The organism is Pseudomonas sp. SWRI179 (assembly GCF_014268705.1).
Classification (GTDB): Bacteria; Pseudomonadota; Gammaproteobacteria; order Pseudomonadales; family Pseudomonadaceae; genus Aquipseudomonas; species Aquipseudomonas zanjanensis.
The window spans coordinates 1-14,365 of the sequence record NZ_JABWRA010000052.1 but is presented as its reverse complement, the minus strand read 5'-3'; the positions used below and the strand labels follow the sequence as shown (position 1 = coordinate 14,365).

Annotated in this window: 14 protein-coding genes; 7 read left to right on the top strand and 7 right to left on the bottom strand. The window is 63.4% G+C overall.

Annotated features, from left to right (window positions below):
* Positions 1-24: 24 nt before the first annotated feature.
* Positions 25-594, bottom strand: a complete 570-nt coding sequence (locus HU767_RS23725; protein ID WP_186706539.1) for a GNAT family N-acetyltransferase — start codon at positions 592-594, stop codon at positions 25-27.
* Positions 595-667: 73 nt separating this feature from the next.
* Here HU767_RS23725 and HU767_RS23720 point away from each other — a divergent pair, with 73 nt between their 5' ends.
* Both HU767_RS23720 and HU767_RS23715 read left to right on the top strand, forming a co-directional pair.
* A complete protein-coding gene (locus HU767_RS23720; protein ID WP_186706540.1) occupies positions 668-1,588 on the top strand; it encodes a histone deacetylase in 921 nt (306 codons plus the stop codon).
* Positions 1,589-1,867: 279 nt separating this feature from the next.
* Entirely contained in the window at positions 1,868-3,109 is a 1,242-nt protein-coding gene (locus tag HU767_RS23715) for a TIGR03862 family flavoprotein (RefSeq protein WP_186730607.1), read from the top strand.
* Positions 3,110-3,220: 111 nt separating this feature from the next.
* Here the strand turns inward: HU767_RS23715 and HU767_RS23710 are convergent, their stop codons facing one another.
* Together HU767_RS23710 and yedA are read right to left on the bottom strand one after the other, a co-directional pair.
* Positions 3,221-4,558: a DEAD/DEAH box helicase gene (locus HU767_RS23710; protein ID WP_186706542.1), complete on the bottom strand. Its 1,338-nt coding sequence runs from the start codon at positions 4,556-4,558 to the stop codon at positions 3,221-3,223.
* Positions 4,559-4,616: 58 nt separating this feature from the next.
* Positions 4,617-5,519 (bottom strand): drug/metabolite exporter YedA, encoded by a 903-nt coding sequence (gene yedA, locus HU767_RS23705; protein ID WP_186730606.1) that lies wholly within the window; start codon positions 5,517-5,519, stop codon positions 4,617-4,619.
* 161 nt (positions 5,520-5,680) lie between these two features.
* Here yedA and HU767_RS23700 point away from each other — a divergent pair, with 161 nt between their 5' ends.
* Entirely contained in the window at positions 5,681-6,133 is a 453-nt protein-coding gene (locus tag HU767_RS23700) for an Lrp/AsnC family transcriptional regulator (RefSeq protein WP_053125600.1), read from the top strand.
* Positions 6,134-6,261: 128 nt separating this feature from the next.
* Here HU767_RS23700 and HU767_RS23695 read toward each other — a convergent pair whose 3' ends face one another.
* The 3 genes from HU767_RS23695 to HU767_RS23685 form a co-directional block, all read right to left on the bottom strand.
* The gene (locus HU767_RS23695; RefSeq protein ID WP_186730605.1) at positions 6,262-6,873 is read right to left on the bottom strand and encodes a 3'-5' exonuclease; all 612 of its coding nucleotides are present in this window, start codon (positions 6,871-6,873) and stop codon (positions 6,262-6,264) included.
* A 21-nt stretch (positions 6,874-6,894) separates the two neighbouring features.
* Positions 6,895-7,374 carry an NYN domain-containing protein gene (locus HU767_RS23690; protein WP_053125603.1) on the bottom strand — a complete coding sequence of 160 codons (480 nt, stop codon included), beginning with the start codon at positions 7,372-7,374 and terminating at the stop codon, positions 6,895-6,897.
* 128 nt (positions 7,375-7,502) lie between these two features.
* The gene (locus HU767_RS23685; protein WP_186730604.1) at positions 7,503-8,252 is read right to left on the bottom strand and encodes a DUF2076 domain-containing protein; all 750 of its coding nucleotides are present in this window, start codon (positions 8,250-8,252) and stop codon (positions 7,503-7,505) included.
* Between the two features lie 176 nt (positions 8,253-8,428).
* Between HU767_RS23685 and HU767_RS23680 the strand changes: the two genes are divergently transcribed.
* On the top strand, positions 8,429-9,088 hold the full coding sequence (locus HU767_RS23680) for a YciC family protein (protein ID WP_186706546.1): 660 nt from the start codon (positions 8,429-8,431) through the stop codon (positions 9,086-9,088).
* Positions 9,085-10,164, top strand: coding sequence for an endonuclease/exonuclease/phosphatase family protein (locus HU767_RS23675; RefSeq protein ID WP_186730603.1), 1,080 nt, complete (start codon positions 9,085-9,087; stop codon positions 10,162-10,164). The genes HU767_RS23680 and HU767_RS23675 overlap by 4 nt, the downstream gene beginning before the upstream one ends.
* 134 nt (positions 10,165-10,298) lie before the next feature.
* Here the strand turns inward: HU767_RS23675 and hrpB are convergent, their stop codons facing one another.
* Positions 10,299-12,815 (bottom strand): ATP-dependent helicase HrpB, encoded by a 2,517-nt coding sequence (hrpB, locus tag HU767_RS23670; protein ID WP_186730602.1) that lies wholly within the window; start codon positions 12,813-12,815, stop codon positions 10,299-10,301.
* A gap of 95 nt (positions 12,816-12,910) precedes the next feature.
* On the opposite strand from hrpB, the gene HU767_RS23665 reads away from it, so the two are divergent.
* Together HU767_RS23665 and HU767_RS23660 are read left to right on the top strand one after the other, a co-directional pair.
* Positions 12,911-13,330, top strand: a complete 420-nt coding sequence (locus HU767_RS23665) for a hypothetical protein (RefSeq protein ID WP_053125612.1) — start codon at positions 12,911-12,913, stop codon at positions 13,328-13,330.
* Positions 13,331-13,358: 28 nt separating this feature from the next.
* Positions 13,359-14,252 (top strand): cation diffusion facilitator family transporter, encoded by an 894-nt coding sequence (locus tag HU767_RS23660; protein WP_186706549.1) that lies wholly within the window; start codon positions 13,359-13,361, stop codon positions 14,250-14,252.
* Positions 14,253-14,365: the final 113 nt, after the last annotated feature.

Below are 14,365 nucleotides of genomic sequence, written 5' to 3'. Positions count from 1 at the left end.
GGGCATTGTAAACGTCCGTGTCGGCTAACCGTGAAGGGTCTGCAACCATTGCTCACGATTGATGCGATAAAGCACATGGTGACGCAATGGATGATCGACCGCGAGTTTTGGGTGTTCAAAGTCGTCGGTAGGATCATGCTGCATGCCGATGGCCTGCATGACTTTCTGCGACGGCAGGTTATCCACAGCGGTAAACGCCACCACTTCATCCAGCCCCAGACGGTCGAAGGCACAGCGCAGCGCGGTCCACGCCGCTTCGCTGGCATAACCGAGCCCCCAATGCTCGCGCGCCAGGCGCCAGCCGATTTCCACCGCTGGCGTGAACGGCGCGTCGAACCCGACCACGCCCAGCCCGGTAAAGCCAATGAAAGCCCCGGTGTCCTTGCGCTCCAACGCCCACAAGCCAAAACCATGCTCGGCAAAATGCCCGCGCACACGGCCGATCAACGCAGCGCTTTCCAGGCGACTCAAGGGTGCCGGAAAATAACGCATCACTTGCGGATCGGCAGACATGGCCGCAAACGCCGGCAAATCATCGTCGCGCCACTGCCGCAATATCAGCCGTGCGCTTTCCAGTTCCAGTATCGGCTCCATCTTCACTCCCCTCCATGCCCTCAGAGTCTACATCGCTGGTAGGATTCGTGGCTCAATCACCACTGAAAACACCATGCCGCTACCGCTGATCTATCACGAAGACTACAGCCCCGAATTCCCGGCGGAACACCGCTTCCCCATGGACAAGTTTCGCCTGTTGCGCGACCACCTGGTGGAGAGCGGCCTGACCCGCGATGCGGACCTGTTGCGCCCCTCACTGTGTCCGCCGGACATTCTCGCCCTGGCTCACGACCGCGCGTATATCGAGCGCTACATGGGCGGCGAGCTGTCCCGTGAAGACCAACGGCGACTGGGCCTGCCCTGGAGCGAGGCCCTGGCCCGCCGGACGGTGCGCGCCGTCGGCGGTTCGCTCCTGGCCGCCGAGCAAGCCCTCGCACACGGCCTGGCCTGTCATCTGGCCGGCGGTACCCACCACGCCCACTACGACCACCCGGCCGGGTTCTGCATTTTCAACGACCTGGCAGTGATCAGCCGTTATTTCCTGGCCAGCGGCCGGGTGTCGCGGGTGCTGATTTTCGATTGCGATGTGCATCAAGGCGACGGCACCGCTCGAATACTCCATGACACCCCGGACGCCGTGACAGTTTCCTTGCATTGCGAAAAGAATTTTCCCGCACGCAAGGCGCAAAGCGACTGGGACATCCCGCTGCCGATGGGCATGGGCGACGCCGCTTACCTGAACGTGGTGGACGATGCGCTCAACTACCTGCTGCCGCTCTATCAACCGGACCTGGTGTTGTATGACGCCGGCGTCGATGTGCACAAGGATGACGCCCTCGGTTACCTGAAGCTGACGGACGAAGGCCTCGCCGCCCGGGACGAGAGCGTCATGCGCCATTGCCTGGGGCGCGACATCCCGGTGGTCGGGGTGATCGGCGGTGGCTACAGCAAGGATCGCCAGGCCCTGGCCCGCCGCCACGGGATCCTGCACCACAGCGCACAAAGGGTCTGGACGTCATCAGGTTGTCACTGAAACCTGGGCTTTACCCACAATGCCTGTGGAGCGGCCTGTGGATAACCTGAGCGAAACGGCCTACAGGCTATGTTGCCTATAGCTTGCAGAGGCTTGGCTGTTTTTTGATCAGAGTTCTCAAAAACACCTGCATTCCCTTGTGGGAGCGGGCTTGCTCGCGAAGGCGGTGCGCCAGTCGATATTTATGTCACTGGCACACCGCATTCGCGAGCAAGCCCGCTCCCACAGGAATGTGTGCTGGTAGAATGCCTCGCCTATTCCAGCCCCGCAGCCCAGATCATGACCGCGACCGTCCAGCCTTCTACCCCAAACATCGCCATCATCGGCGGCGGCCCCGCCGGCCTGATGGCGGCCGAGGTCTTGAGCCAGGCCGGCCTGAAAGTCGATCTGTACGATGGCATGCCATCGGTAGGCCGCAAATTCCTGCTGGCCGGCGTGGGCGGCATGAACATCACCCACTCCGAAGCCTTCCCGGCCTTCCTGTCCCGCTACGCCGAACGCGCGCCCAACCTCGCGCCACTGCTGCGAACATTCGGGGCGGACGCGTTGTGCACCTGGATTCACGGGCTGGGCATCGACACCTTTGTCGGCAGCTCCGGGCGGGTATTTCCCACCGACATGAAGGCCGCGCCGCTATTGCGCGCCTGGCTCAAGCGCCTGCGCGATGCGGGCGTGGCGATACACACCCGTCATCGCTGGCTCGGCTGGAACCCCGACGGCAGCTTGCGCATCGCCTCGCCGGAAGGCGAAACAACCTTGCGCCCCCAGGCGACCTTGCTGGCGTTGGGCGGCGGCAGTTGGTCGCGCCTGGGCTCCGATGGCGCCTGGATGCTACCGCTGGAACAACGCGGCGTGGCGCTGGCGCCGTTGCAACCAAGCAACTGCGGGTTCGAGGTCGAGGCCTGGAGCGACTTGATGATCAGCAAATTCGCCGGCGCCCCGCTGAAAAACATCGCCATGGGCCTGAACGACGATATGCCGCGCCTCGGCGAATGCGTGATCACCGTCACCGGCCTCGAAGGTAGCCTGGTCTATGCCCTGTCAGCGCCCATTCGTGAAGCCATCAACCAGCATGGCCACGCGACTGTTCATCTGGACCTATTGCCGGGCCGGCCTGTGGATAAAATCCTCCAGGCCTTGAACAAACCGCGCGGCTCACGCTCGATGGCCAAGCATTTGCACAGCCAGTTGGGGATCGACGGCGTCAAGGCGGCGCTGCTGCGCGAGCTCACCCCGGCCGAGTGTTTCACTGACCCGGCGCAACTGGCCCAGGCGATCAAGGCCCTGCCGGTCACCCTGGTGAAGCCTCGTCCCCTGGACGAAGCCATCAGCAGCGCCGGTGGCGTGACCTTCGAGGCCCTGGATGAACGCCTGATGCTCAAGCACCTGCCCGGCGTGTTCTGCGCCGGGGAAATGCTCGACTGGGAAGCGCCGACCGGCGGCTACCTGCTCACGGCGTGCTTTGCCAGCGGCCGGGCGGCGGGGTTGGGGATGGTGGAGTGGTTACAGCGCCTGGATTGAAACCTAGGCGCGGCCATCGCGAGCAGGCTCGCTCCCACATTGACGGCGTACACCTATCAACTGTGGGAGCGAGCCTGCTCGCGATAGCGGTTTATCAGATAGAGCAGACCATCAAGGCTTACGCTTACGCGGCCCAGTATTGAACACCGGCACTTTTCGCACAGGCTTGACCGAAGGTTCCACAGGCGCAGCGTCGCCACTGTCCACCCACTTACCCAGGTTGCGCTTGCCGCCACCCCCGGAGGTTTTCGGTTTCTTCGGCTTTTTCGGCTTCTTGATCACCTGGCCGCTGGCATCGGTGTCCGGCACCCGATGCTCAGGCTCGAAGTCCTGTTCCATCTGCCGAGTCAACGTCTGGCGGGTCAGCATCTCGATGGCCGACAGCAGATTCACTTCGTCGGCGCAGACCAGGGAAATCGCCTGCCCGGTGGCGCCCGCCCGACCGGTACGGCCGATACGGTGGATGTAATCTTCGGCGACGATCGGCAGGTCGAAGTTCACCACCAACGGCAAATCCTCGATGTCCAAGCCACGAGCAGCGACGTCGGTGGCGACCAGTATCTGCACTTCGCTGGCCTTGAAGCGGTCAAGCGCCCGCTGGCGGGTGGCCTGGGGTTTGTCCCCGTGGATGCCGTCGGCGTTGACGCCCAGGCCTTGGAGTTTTTCCACCAGCGCATCGACGCCGTTGCGGGTCTTGGCGAAGACCAGCACCTGCTTCCACTTATTCTTGCGCATCAGGTGCACGAACAATTCCGCCTTGCGCTTCTTGTCCACCGTCACCACCCATTGCTTGACGGTGTTGGCGGCGACGTTGCGCGGGCTCACTTCGATGCTCAGCGGATCGTTGAGCATCTGCCCGGCCAACAGGCGGATCGCATCGGAAAAGGTCGCCGAGAACAACAGAGTCTGGCGTTTCTTCGGCAAGGCCTTGTAGATATTCGCCAGTTCCTCGGAGAAGCCCAGGTCGAGCATGCGGTCGGCTTCGTCCAGCACCAGGGTCTGCAACTGGTTGAACTTCAGCGCGTTCTGGCGGAACAGATCGAGCAAGCGACCCGGCGTGGCAACCAGTAGGTCGACACCCTTGCGCAACTTCATCATCTGCGGGTTGATGCTGACGCCGCCGTAGACCGCGTAGGTGCTCAGCGGCAGGTTCTGCGCGTACTGACGCACGCTTTCATGGACCTGCTCAGCCAGTTCCCGAGTCGGCACCAGGATCAGCGCCCGCACCGAGTTGGCCGCGACCTTCGGCCCTTCAGTGGTCAGCAACTGCAACAGCGGCACCGCAAAACCGGCGGTCTTGCCGGTGCCGGTCTGGGCCGCGGCCATCAGGTCGCGACCGGCGAGCACCGCCGGCATGGCTTGGGCCTGAACCGGGGTCGGGGTCTGGTAGCCGAGCGTCTCGAGGGCGCGCAACAAGGGTTCGATCAGGCCAAGGGTGGCGAAAGTCATGGAAGTACCGTAGGAAAAATCAGCGCAAGGTGTGCAATGCGCGGCAGTTTACCCTAAATCAGGCGGCGGCCGGCGCAGGCTTGGGCTTGCGCCACTGCGGCAAGCCGATCAACACCACGGCACTGATGATCACCAACATCGCCAGGGCCTCCTCCATGCCGATGGTTTCACCGGCAAACACGATGCCCAACAGCACCGCCACGGCCGGGTTGACATAGGCATAACTGGTGGCCGCCGCCGGGCGCACATGCTTGAGCAGGTACATGTAGGCGTTGAAGGCGATGATCGAACCGAAGCCGATCAGGTAGAACAAGGCCAACCAACCTTCCAGCGGCGGCATGCTGTCCAGGTGTTCGCCGCTGGCGAAGCTGCCGATCAACAGCACCACACCGCCTACCAGCATTTCCACGGCACTGGCCATCGCCCCGGCCGGTAACGGCAAATGTTTGCTCAGCACCGAGCCAAAGGCCCAGGACGCCGCCGCGAACACCAGTAAGATCGCGCCCAACGGGCTGGACTGCAGGTTGGAACCGAGGTTGAGCATGGCGATGCCGATCAATCCCAGCACAATGCCCGCCCATTCCAGACGCGTATTACGCGCGCCCCAGAAATAGCCGCACAACAAGGTAAACAAAGGCACCGTCGCCACCGCCAATGCCGCGACCCCGGACGCCACGCCCGTGTGCTCGGCGACACTCACCGCGCCATTGCCAAAACTGAGCAGCAGCACGCCAATGATCGCCCCGGCCTTCCACTGCGCCCAGGTCGGTGCCGGCGCCCCACGCCAGCGCAGGAAGCCGTACATCAGCGAACCGGCCAGCACAAAACGAATCCCGGCCAGCAGCAACGGCGGCCAATGCTCCACACCGATACGAATCACCAGGTAGGTCGAACCCCAGATGACGTACAAGGCAAAGAAGGCAGCGATCAAGGGCAGGGGAAAACGGCGTGTGCCAGGCATGTTCAACTCGAAGTCAGGACAATGAGAGACGTTATTCTAGAAAGGCGACAGACGGAATTTAAGTTACAAAACCTGTTTATCCAAGCCATACACTTTTCAAAACACGGCGTTCGGCGCTATAAATCGCGCTTTCGAAAGTCACGTCATTTGGAAGCCTACCTGTGGATAAATACGACCGCATGCTGCTCAGCGCCTTGTTGGAAAACGGTCGTGCGTCCTACGCTGAACTGGCCCGCAAAGTGAACCTGTCAGCCCCGGCCGTGGCCGAGCGGGTCAGCAAACTGGAAACCAGCGGCGTCATCACCGGCTATCAAGCCAAGGTCGACATGGCCAAGATCGGCCTGCCGGTGCAGTGCGTCATCGAACTGCGCATGAACCAGCACGGCAACCAGAAGACCTACGACGAACTGTGCAAGATCCCACAACTGACCGAATGCCATCGGGTCACCGGGGACCCGTGCGTGATCATGCAAGCGGCAGTCGGCTCGATGCCCGAGCTGGAAGAATTGATCAACCGCATCGCCAAGTTCGGCTTCAGCAAGACCTCGATCGTGCTGTCCAGTGCCATTGAAAAGCGCGTGCCGTTGGGGCAGTTGGAAGGGAATGGCAAATAGACGGCCCAACACAAGTCAAAACTGTGGGAGCGGGCTTGCTCGCGAATGCGGTGTGTCAGTACGTAAACATGCGACTGACACACCGCATTCGCGAGCAAGCCCGCTCCCACAAGGGTTCTGTGGTGTGTTTAGAACCCGCGATGGCGCTTGAGGTGCTCGCTGATCTTCGCCGCCGGCACCTTCTGCAAACTGCACAGCAGATCATGGGACAACGCCCGCAGCCCATGCTTTTGCCGCAGCTCCGAAGCCAGGTGCGCGGTGAGGTTGGCGGCCATTTCGGCGTCGGCCATGGCCCGGTGAGCCTGGCCGGTGTGGGGCAAGCCGGCAAACACGTTGAGTGTGCCGAGCTTGTGGTTCGGCGCCGCCGGCATCAAGCGCCGGGCCAGCAACAGTGAGCAGGCAAAATTCTGCAAGCGGGTGCGCTTGATGCGTCCCAGCTCGAAATCCCAGAACTTCTGGTCGAACGCAGCGTTGTGGGCCAGCAGCGGCGTGGTGCCGACAAACTCGTTGACCTCGTTCATGACCTTTTCCGCCGACGGTGCGCTGCGCAACATGGCGTTGCTGATGCCGGTCAGTTGTTCGATGAAGGCTGGGACGCGTACACCGGCATTCATCAGGCTCTGGTAGCGGTCGACGATCCGGCCTTGTTCGAGCATCACCACTGCGATTTCAGTGGCCCGGCAGCTGCTGCTCGGGGTGATGCCGGTGGTTTCAAAGTCGATGACTGCGATGCGTTCCAAACCTTTTGAACTCCGTGAAAATCAATTCTTGAGCAACAACGCGCCTTCGATGGGCACATAGCGACTGGCGGCGCGGATCAGCGAGTTGGCGGTCAACCCCGGCACGCCATAGGCCACGGCCTGGATGCCGTGCTTGTTGATGATGCGTTCGAGCAGCATGTCGAAATCGCCATCGCCGGAGGCCAGCACCACTTCATCGACGTGGTCGGCGGCGTCCATGATGTCCAGCGTGATGCCCACGTCCCAATCGCCCTTGGCCGAGCCGTCGCTGCGCTGGATGTAGGGCTTGAGCTTCACGATGAAACCCAGGTTGCGCAGGATCTGCTGGAATTGCTGCTGCTTGCTGTCACCGCGATCGATCGCATAGGCGTAGGCCTCGACGATCTGGCCTTGCTTGCTGACATCGGCCCACAGCGCGGCGTAGTTGAAATGGCAACCATAAGCCTGGCGCACGGTGTAGTAGAGGTTCTGGACATCGGCGAACACCGCAATTTTTTTCACCGCGTTTCCTCTTGGATGCACACGCAGGCAGACCACCAGGGCCGAAAAGTCGCCCAGTATGCCAGCCAGAGGGATTGTTCCGCGAATAATCGGCCCGAGGCGCCAGGGCGCCCCGGACGAATGGCAGGTCAGACGAAGGAGTCGTCGTCGCCGAAGGAAGATGAATTGTCGCTGTAGTCCGCGTCGCTGAACCCGCCCGGGTCGTTACCGTAGGCGTCGTTATCGGCCATACGCTGGTCATCGCCCCAACCGCTGTCTGTGGTGTCGCTGACCGGTTGCGCCGGTTCTTCCTTGAGAATCTCGACGATTTCCTGCGGTTGCTGGTTGCTGTGGAACAGGCTGCTGATGCCCTGGGCCAGCATCACGCCACCGGCCACGCCCGCCGCGGTTTTCAGCGCGCCGCCGAGGAAGCTGCCCGCTGCCGGGGCCTGCTGCTGCGGCGCGCCATAATTGCCGGGCGGCGCGCCGAAACCCTGTTGCGCCGGGGCATTGAAGGACGACGGCGCCGGTTCGCGCCAACCACCGCCGCTGGAGGCCGGTGCGCTCGCCGGGCGCGAGTCCCGTGGGCTACCGCCGAAAATACTCGAGAGGAAACCACCGCCACCGCTGGACGCCGGCGCTTGCTTGCGAGCCTGTTGCAGCTCGGCCTGCAACTGCTCGACCTGTTGGGAGAGCTGCCTGTTCTGCTCATCGAGGCGCTTGATCGCGGCCTCCTGCACCAGGATCGCCTGGGCCATGAAATAGCCCGCCGCTGGCTGGCTCGCCAGGTGTTCCTTGATCCGCGCCTCGGCCTGGGCATCGCGCGGGGCTGAATCCTTTTCGGCCTGTTGCAGCCGTGAAAACAGTCCATCGATCAGGGTTTGTTCTTCGCTGTTCATGGCGACCTCATTCGATTGCCGGGTAGAAACCATTCCGATCCCGAAGACCGGTGCCCATCAGTAATGGGGCGCGTCGAAAAGCTTTCAATGGTCTTTACCTGATGTTTACGTTTGTTTCTGCGGTCACCTGATGGGTAAAGTGTCGGACCGCTTTTTTTGAACTGCGATACCGACCCATGAATCCGTTAGAAGTACTGCGTGACTCCTTGTATTTTTTCAAGCGCCATCTGGGCCGGATCGCCCAGTTGTGCCTGCCGCTGGTGATACTTGAAGCCGTGCTGCAACAAGGGGTGGACAACGCCCTGGGGGCCGACGGTTTTTCCGGCTACAGCGTAATCGTTGGGTTATTGGTCTATCCGCTGTACACCGCGGCGCTGATTCTGTTCCTCGATGCCCGCAGCCGTGGTGAAGCGCCACGCACGCGAGACCTGCTTGCCGCCGCCCTGCTCCAGTGGCCGCGCTTTGCCTTGCTGACCGCTCTCAACACGTTGCTGATCCTGATCGGCATTTCCTTGTACTTCCTGCCTGGGCTGTGGCTGATGGTCGTCCTGGCCTTCGGTGAATACCTGTTGGTGTTGAAAGGCCTGGCGCCACTGGCCGCCATGAAGGAAAGCGCGCGCCTGAGTCGAGGCCATTTCTGGCGAATCCTGCTCTGCATCCTGGCCGTCATGGTCCCGCTGTGGTTGCTCAAGGGTGCCAGCGTCTCGGTGTATCCGCCGCCGCAGAATCCGTTGATCAGCTTGTTGGTCGACAGCCTCCACAGTTTCCTGCAGTTGTTCACCACCGTGGTGTTGTTCCGAATGTTCATGCTGATTGCAGAAAAACCCAAGCCATGACCCGTCTACTGCGCCACGCCTTGCTGGGCCTGCTGTTGATTGTCGGCATCGGTGCCTTTGCAACCTATGGCCTGACCTGGCGCCCCCAGGCCCGGGAAGTACTGCCCGTCAGTTGCACTGCCAACGCAGCAGCGCTGGCGCCTGGCCAGGCCTTGAAGGTGATGACCTGGAACGTCCAGTTCCTCGCCGGCAAGCGCTACGTGTTCTGGCACGACCTGGCCCAGGGCGACGATGAAAGCCCGACCTTGGAGGACATGGCCTTCAGCCTCGACGAAGTGGCCCGGGTCATTCGCGACGAACAACCGGACATCGTCTTGCTCCAGGAACTGGACAAGGGCGCCAAGGCCAGCGATTACCAGGACCAGCTCAAGCTGCTACAGGAACGCTTGGCCGACCTCTATCCGTGCGGCACCAGCGCCTTCGACTGGAAAGCCGACTTCATCCCCAACCCGCGCATCTTCGGCAGTGTCGGCCGGCAACTGGCGACCCTGAGTCGCTACCGCATCGACCATGCCGAACGGGTGCAACTGCCGGTGGCCGACGCCAACTTCATCAGCCGTCAGTTCCAGCCAAAAAACGCTTTGTTGGTGAGTTATCTGGCGCTGAGCGACGGCGGCCAACTGGCGGTGCTCAACACCCATCTGGAACGGGCCACCGAGCCGGACGACACCCTGCCCAAGCAAATCGCCGCCGTCACCAAGGCAGTGGATAAATTCGAATCCGCGGGCACGCCCTGGCTGATCGGTGGCGATTTCAACCTGCTGCCCCTGGGCCAGTACCGGCGCCTGCCGTCCGAGCAGCGCACGCCCTACGCCGCCGACAGCCCGCTGCACCTGCTGTGGGACAAATACCCGATGATCCCCACCAACAACGAAGCCAGCGGCATCGACCGCGAACATTGGCTGACCCACTACCCGAACGACCCCGGCCTCAACGGCCCCGACCGCACCGTCGATTACCTGTTCTACAGCCCGCGGATCAAGCGGGTTGAAGCCCAGGTAAGGCAGGACGATACCTTGCGCATCTCCGATCACTTGCCGGTGATCGCGCGGTTCCTGTTGCCGGCGATGCCGTGATTTGAGCCCCATCACCGAACAACTGTGGGAGCGGGCTTGCTCGCGAATACGGTGGGTCAGTTACATAAATTATTGACTGACACTCCGCATTCGCGAGCAAGCCCGCTCCCACAAAGGTTTTGTCTCGGCCCCAATTACTTGCGCGGCTTGACCCGCGCCGTCGCCTCCGCCACCAGCGGGTCGTCCGGCCAGTAATGCTTGGGATAACGCCCCTTGAGGTCCTTCTTCACCTCGGCATAGGTGCTGCGCCAGAAGTTCGCCAAATCCTGGGTCACCTGCACCGGCCGCCGCGCTGGTGACAGCAGGTGCAGCTTGACCACCTGCCGACCGCCGGCAATGCGCGGGGTGTCGGCCAGGCCGAAGAGTTCCTGCAGGCGCACCGCGAGGATCGGTGGATGCTCGCTGTAGTCCAGGCGGATCGACGAACCCGAGGGCACGTTCAAATGGTGCGGCGCCAGTTCATCCAAGCGTTGCGGCAGGGGCCAGGGCAACAGGTTGTGAACGAAGCTCGACACGTCCAGGTTGGCGAAATGGCTGAGGCGCGAGACGCGGCCCAGATACGGCATCAACCAATGCTCGAGGCTGTCCAGCAAGGCGCCGTCGCTGACGTCTGGCCATTCGCTCTCGCCCTTGGCGTCCAGGTCCAGGCGCCGCAGCAGCGCCACCCGCGCCTGCCATTGCCGCAGTTCCGGGGTCCAGGGCAATAGTTCCAGGCCCTTGCGCCGCACCAGGTTCACCAAGGCCTGGCTACGGGCTGACTCATCCAGGCCGGTCAGCGGTTCGCGGCTGAGCACCAGCTCGCCGACCTTGCGCTGGCGCTCGGCCCGCAGCACGCCTTCGCGCTCGTCCCAATCCAGTTGGTCCACGGTGCGCACTTGCTCGGCCAGCACCGAATCGAACAGCGCCGGGTCGAAATCCGTCGCCAGATAGATTCGCTCTTCGCGCTGGCCCTGGCGACTGCCCAAATCGGCGATCACCAGCCACGCCTGTTTCATCAGGCTGTCGGCCTCGGCAAACAGCGCCGCACGACCATTGGCCAAACGATATTCCGCGCCGCCGGGCCGGCGCTGCTGGGCGACACGGTCCGGGTAGGCCAACGCCAGCAAGGCGCCGAGCCAGCGCGAATGATCGGGATCGGCCACGGCCTCTTCGGCCTTGCCCCGCAGGTAGCCGCGATACTGCCGAGCCAATTGCCGGGCCCGTTGCACCCCACCTTGGGCGCCCCGCGCGGCGCGTTCTTCGCCCGACAGCAAGGCCAGGCGACTGTGCAAGTCCGCGCCGGCACCACGGAGAATGTCGCGCTCGCCCAACAGTGCGGCGACATTGCAGGCCATGTCTGCCAGGCCCAGCGCCTGGCCGCGCAACAGCAGATGGGCGATACGTGGGTGGGCCGGCAGTTCGGCCATGGCCTGGCCGTGGCGGGTCAGTTGCTCCCCCTCCAGCGCGCCCAGGCGTTGCAGCAGGTCTTGGGCCTGGGCATACGCAGCGGCAGGCGGAACGTCGAGCCAGACCAGTTGCTGCGGCGTCACGCCCCAGCGCCCCAGTTGCAGGGCCAACCCGGCCAGGTCCGCCGACAGAATCTCCGCGCTGCCGTAAGCGGCCAATTGTTCATGCTGGTCTTCGGACCACAACCGGTAACACACACCCGGTTCCAGGCGCCCAGCACGACCGGCCCGCTGGGTGGCGCTGGCCCGGGAAATGCGCTGGGTGTCGAGACGGGTCATGCCGCTGCCCGGATCGAAACGCGGCACGCGGGCCAGTCCGGCGTCGATCACCACCCGCACGCCGTTGATGGTCAGGCTGGTCTCGGCGATGTTGGTGGCCAACACCACTTTGCGCTGGCCGGGGGGCGCCGGGTCGATGGCGGCGCGTTGGGCGGCGAGGTCCAGTTCGCCGTGCAACGGACAGAGCAACACATTGCCGCCCTCACCCAAGGCCTCGGCCAGTTGCTGATGCACCCGGCGAATCTCCGCCTGCCCGGGCAAGAACACCAGGACGCTGCCGGTTTCATCGTGCAGGGCGTCGAGCACGGTCTGCACCAGGCGCGGCTCGATGAACTCGCCGGGCTGGAACGGCCGCCCCCAGCGCACCGTCACCGCAAACATGCGGCCTTCGCTGCGCAGGATCGGCGCGTCGCCCAGCAACCCGGCCAGGCGCTCGCCTTCCAGGGTGGCGGACATCAACAGGATCTTCAGCGGCTGGTCGTCGCGAAACAACTCCCGACCGTTGAGGCTCAAGGCCAGGGCCAGGTCGGCGTCGAGGCTGCGTTCATGGAATTCATCGAAAATCAGCAGCCCCACGCCTTCCAGCGCCGGGTCGTCCTGCAAGCGGCGGGTGAGAATACCTTCGGTGACCACTTCGATGCGGGTCTTGGGCCCGACCTTGCTGTCGAGGCGAATCCGGTAGCCGACCGTCTCGCCGACCTTTTCCCCCAGTTCGCTGGCCAGCCGTTCGGCCGCCGCCCGTGCCGCCAGGCGCCGGGGTTCGAGCATCAGGATGGTCTGTCCGGCCAGCCACGGCTCGTTCAGCAAGGCCAGGGGAACACGGGTGGTTTTACCGGCACCGGGCGGCGCTTCGAGCACGGCTTCGTGGCGCAACGCCAAGGCTTGGCGCAGGGCGGGTAAAACTTCATCAATCGGCAAAGAAATCATGCTGGCTCCAAAACAGAGGGCCGAGTATAACGGCGAACTGTTTAGCGTGGTCTGGACTCCAACCAGCAACGCCTCTACCTGTTCAGGAGATTGCTATGCGTATTCCCTTTCGCGTGATCGGTGGCGTCCTGGTCGCCACCCTGCTGACCCAGATCAGCGCCTGTGGCTCGATCTTCTACCCGGACCGTCGCGGCCAGATCGACGGCAAGATCGACCCGGCCATCGCCGCCCTCGATGCCGTCGGCCTGCTGTTCTACATCATCCCTGGCCTGATCGCGTTCGCCGTGGACTTTGCCACCGGTGCCATTTATTTCGAACCGGGCCGCAGCGTCCAGATCGAGCCCGAGAAGCTCAAGCCGGCCATCAACCCCGATGGCACCGTCAATAACCAAAAACTGCAGGCGATCCTGGAACGCGAACTGGGCCGCAGCTTTCCGTTGGACGATCCGCGCCTGATCCAACACAAGGGCAGCGCACAACAACTGGCTGCCCTCGGTCTCAAACCGGCCGCATGACCGACGCGACTGAAGGAACGACCGCGCCATGACCACCAGCACCGAACACGCTCGCCTGTTGCGCCTGGCCACCCGGGCGTCGGTGGCCGTGGCACTGACATTGATTGTCGCCAAGGCCTTCGCCTGGTGGCTCAGCGGTTCGGTGAGCATGCTTGCCGGCCTGACCGACTCGGCGCTGGACGGCGTCACCTCGCTGCTCAATCTGCTGGCGGTGCATTACGCCTTGCGTCCCGCCGACGATGACCATCGCTACGGTCACGGCAAGGCCGAATCCCTGGCGGGCATGGCCCAGGCGCTGTTTATCGGCGGCAGTGCGGTACTGATCGCCTTGCAGGCCTTCGAACGCCTGAAGGAGCCGGTGCCGGTGGACGCGCCCTGGCTCAGCGTCGGTGTGATCGTGTTTTCCCTGGTGCTGACCTTGGCGCTGCTGGCGTTGCAGCATCGGGTCATCCGCGCCACCGGCTCCAACGCCGTGCGCGCCGACTCGCTGCACTATCGCTCGGACCTGTTGCTCAACGGCAGCATCCTGGTGGCGCTGGTACTGGCAGGGTTGGGCTGGTATCAACTCGACGCCTGGTTCGGCCTGGGGATCGCGGCGTACATCCTGTGGAGCGCCATCCAGATCGCCCGGGAAAGCTTCGCCGTGCTGATGGATGAAGAACTGCCGCCCGACGTCAGCCAGCGCATGCTGGAACTGGCCTGCGCGGTGCCCGGCGTGCTCGGCGCCCATGACCTGCGCACGCGGGTCTCCGGCAACCACTGGTTCGTGCAGCTGCACCTGGAGCTGCCGGGGGAACTGACCCTGTCAGTGGCCCACGGCATCAGCGACCAGGCCGCCGATGCGATCCACCGCGCTTATCCGAAAGCCGAAGTGCTGGTGCATGCCGATCCGTCGGAAGTGGTGAAGCGCGCCAGCGCCTGATGCTCAAGATTTGAACACACAACCTGTGGCGAGGGAGCTTGCTCCCGCTGGGCTGCGCAGCGGCCCTAAGATCTTGCGGTCGCTGCGCAACCGAGCGGGAGCAAGCTCCCTCG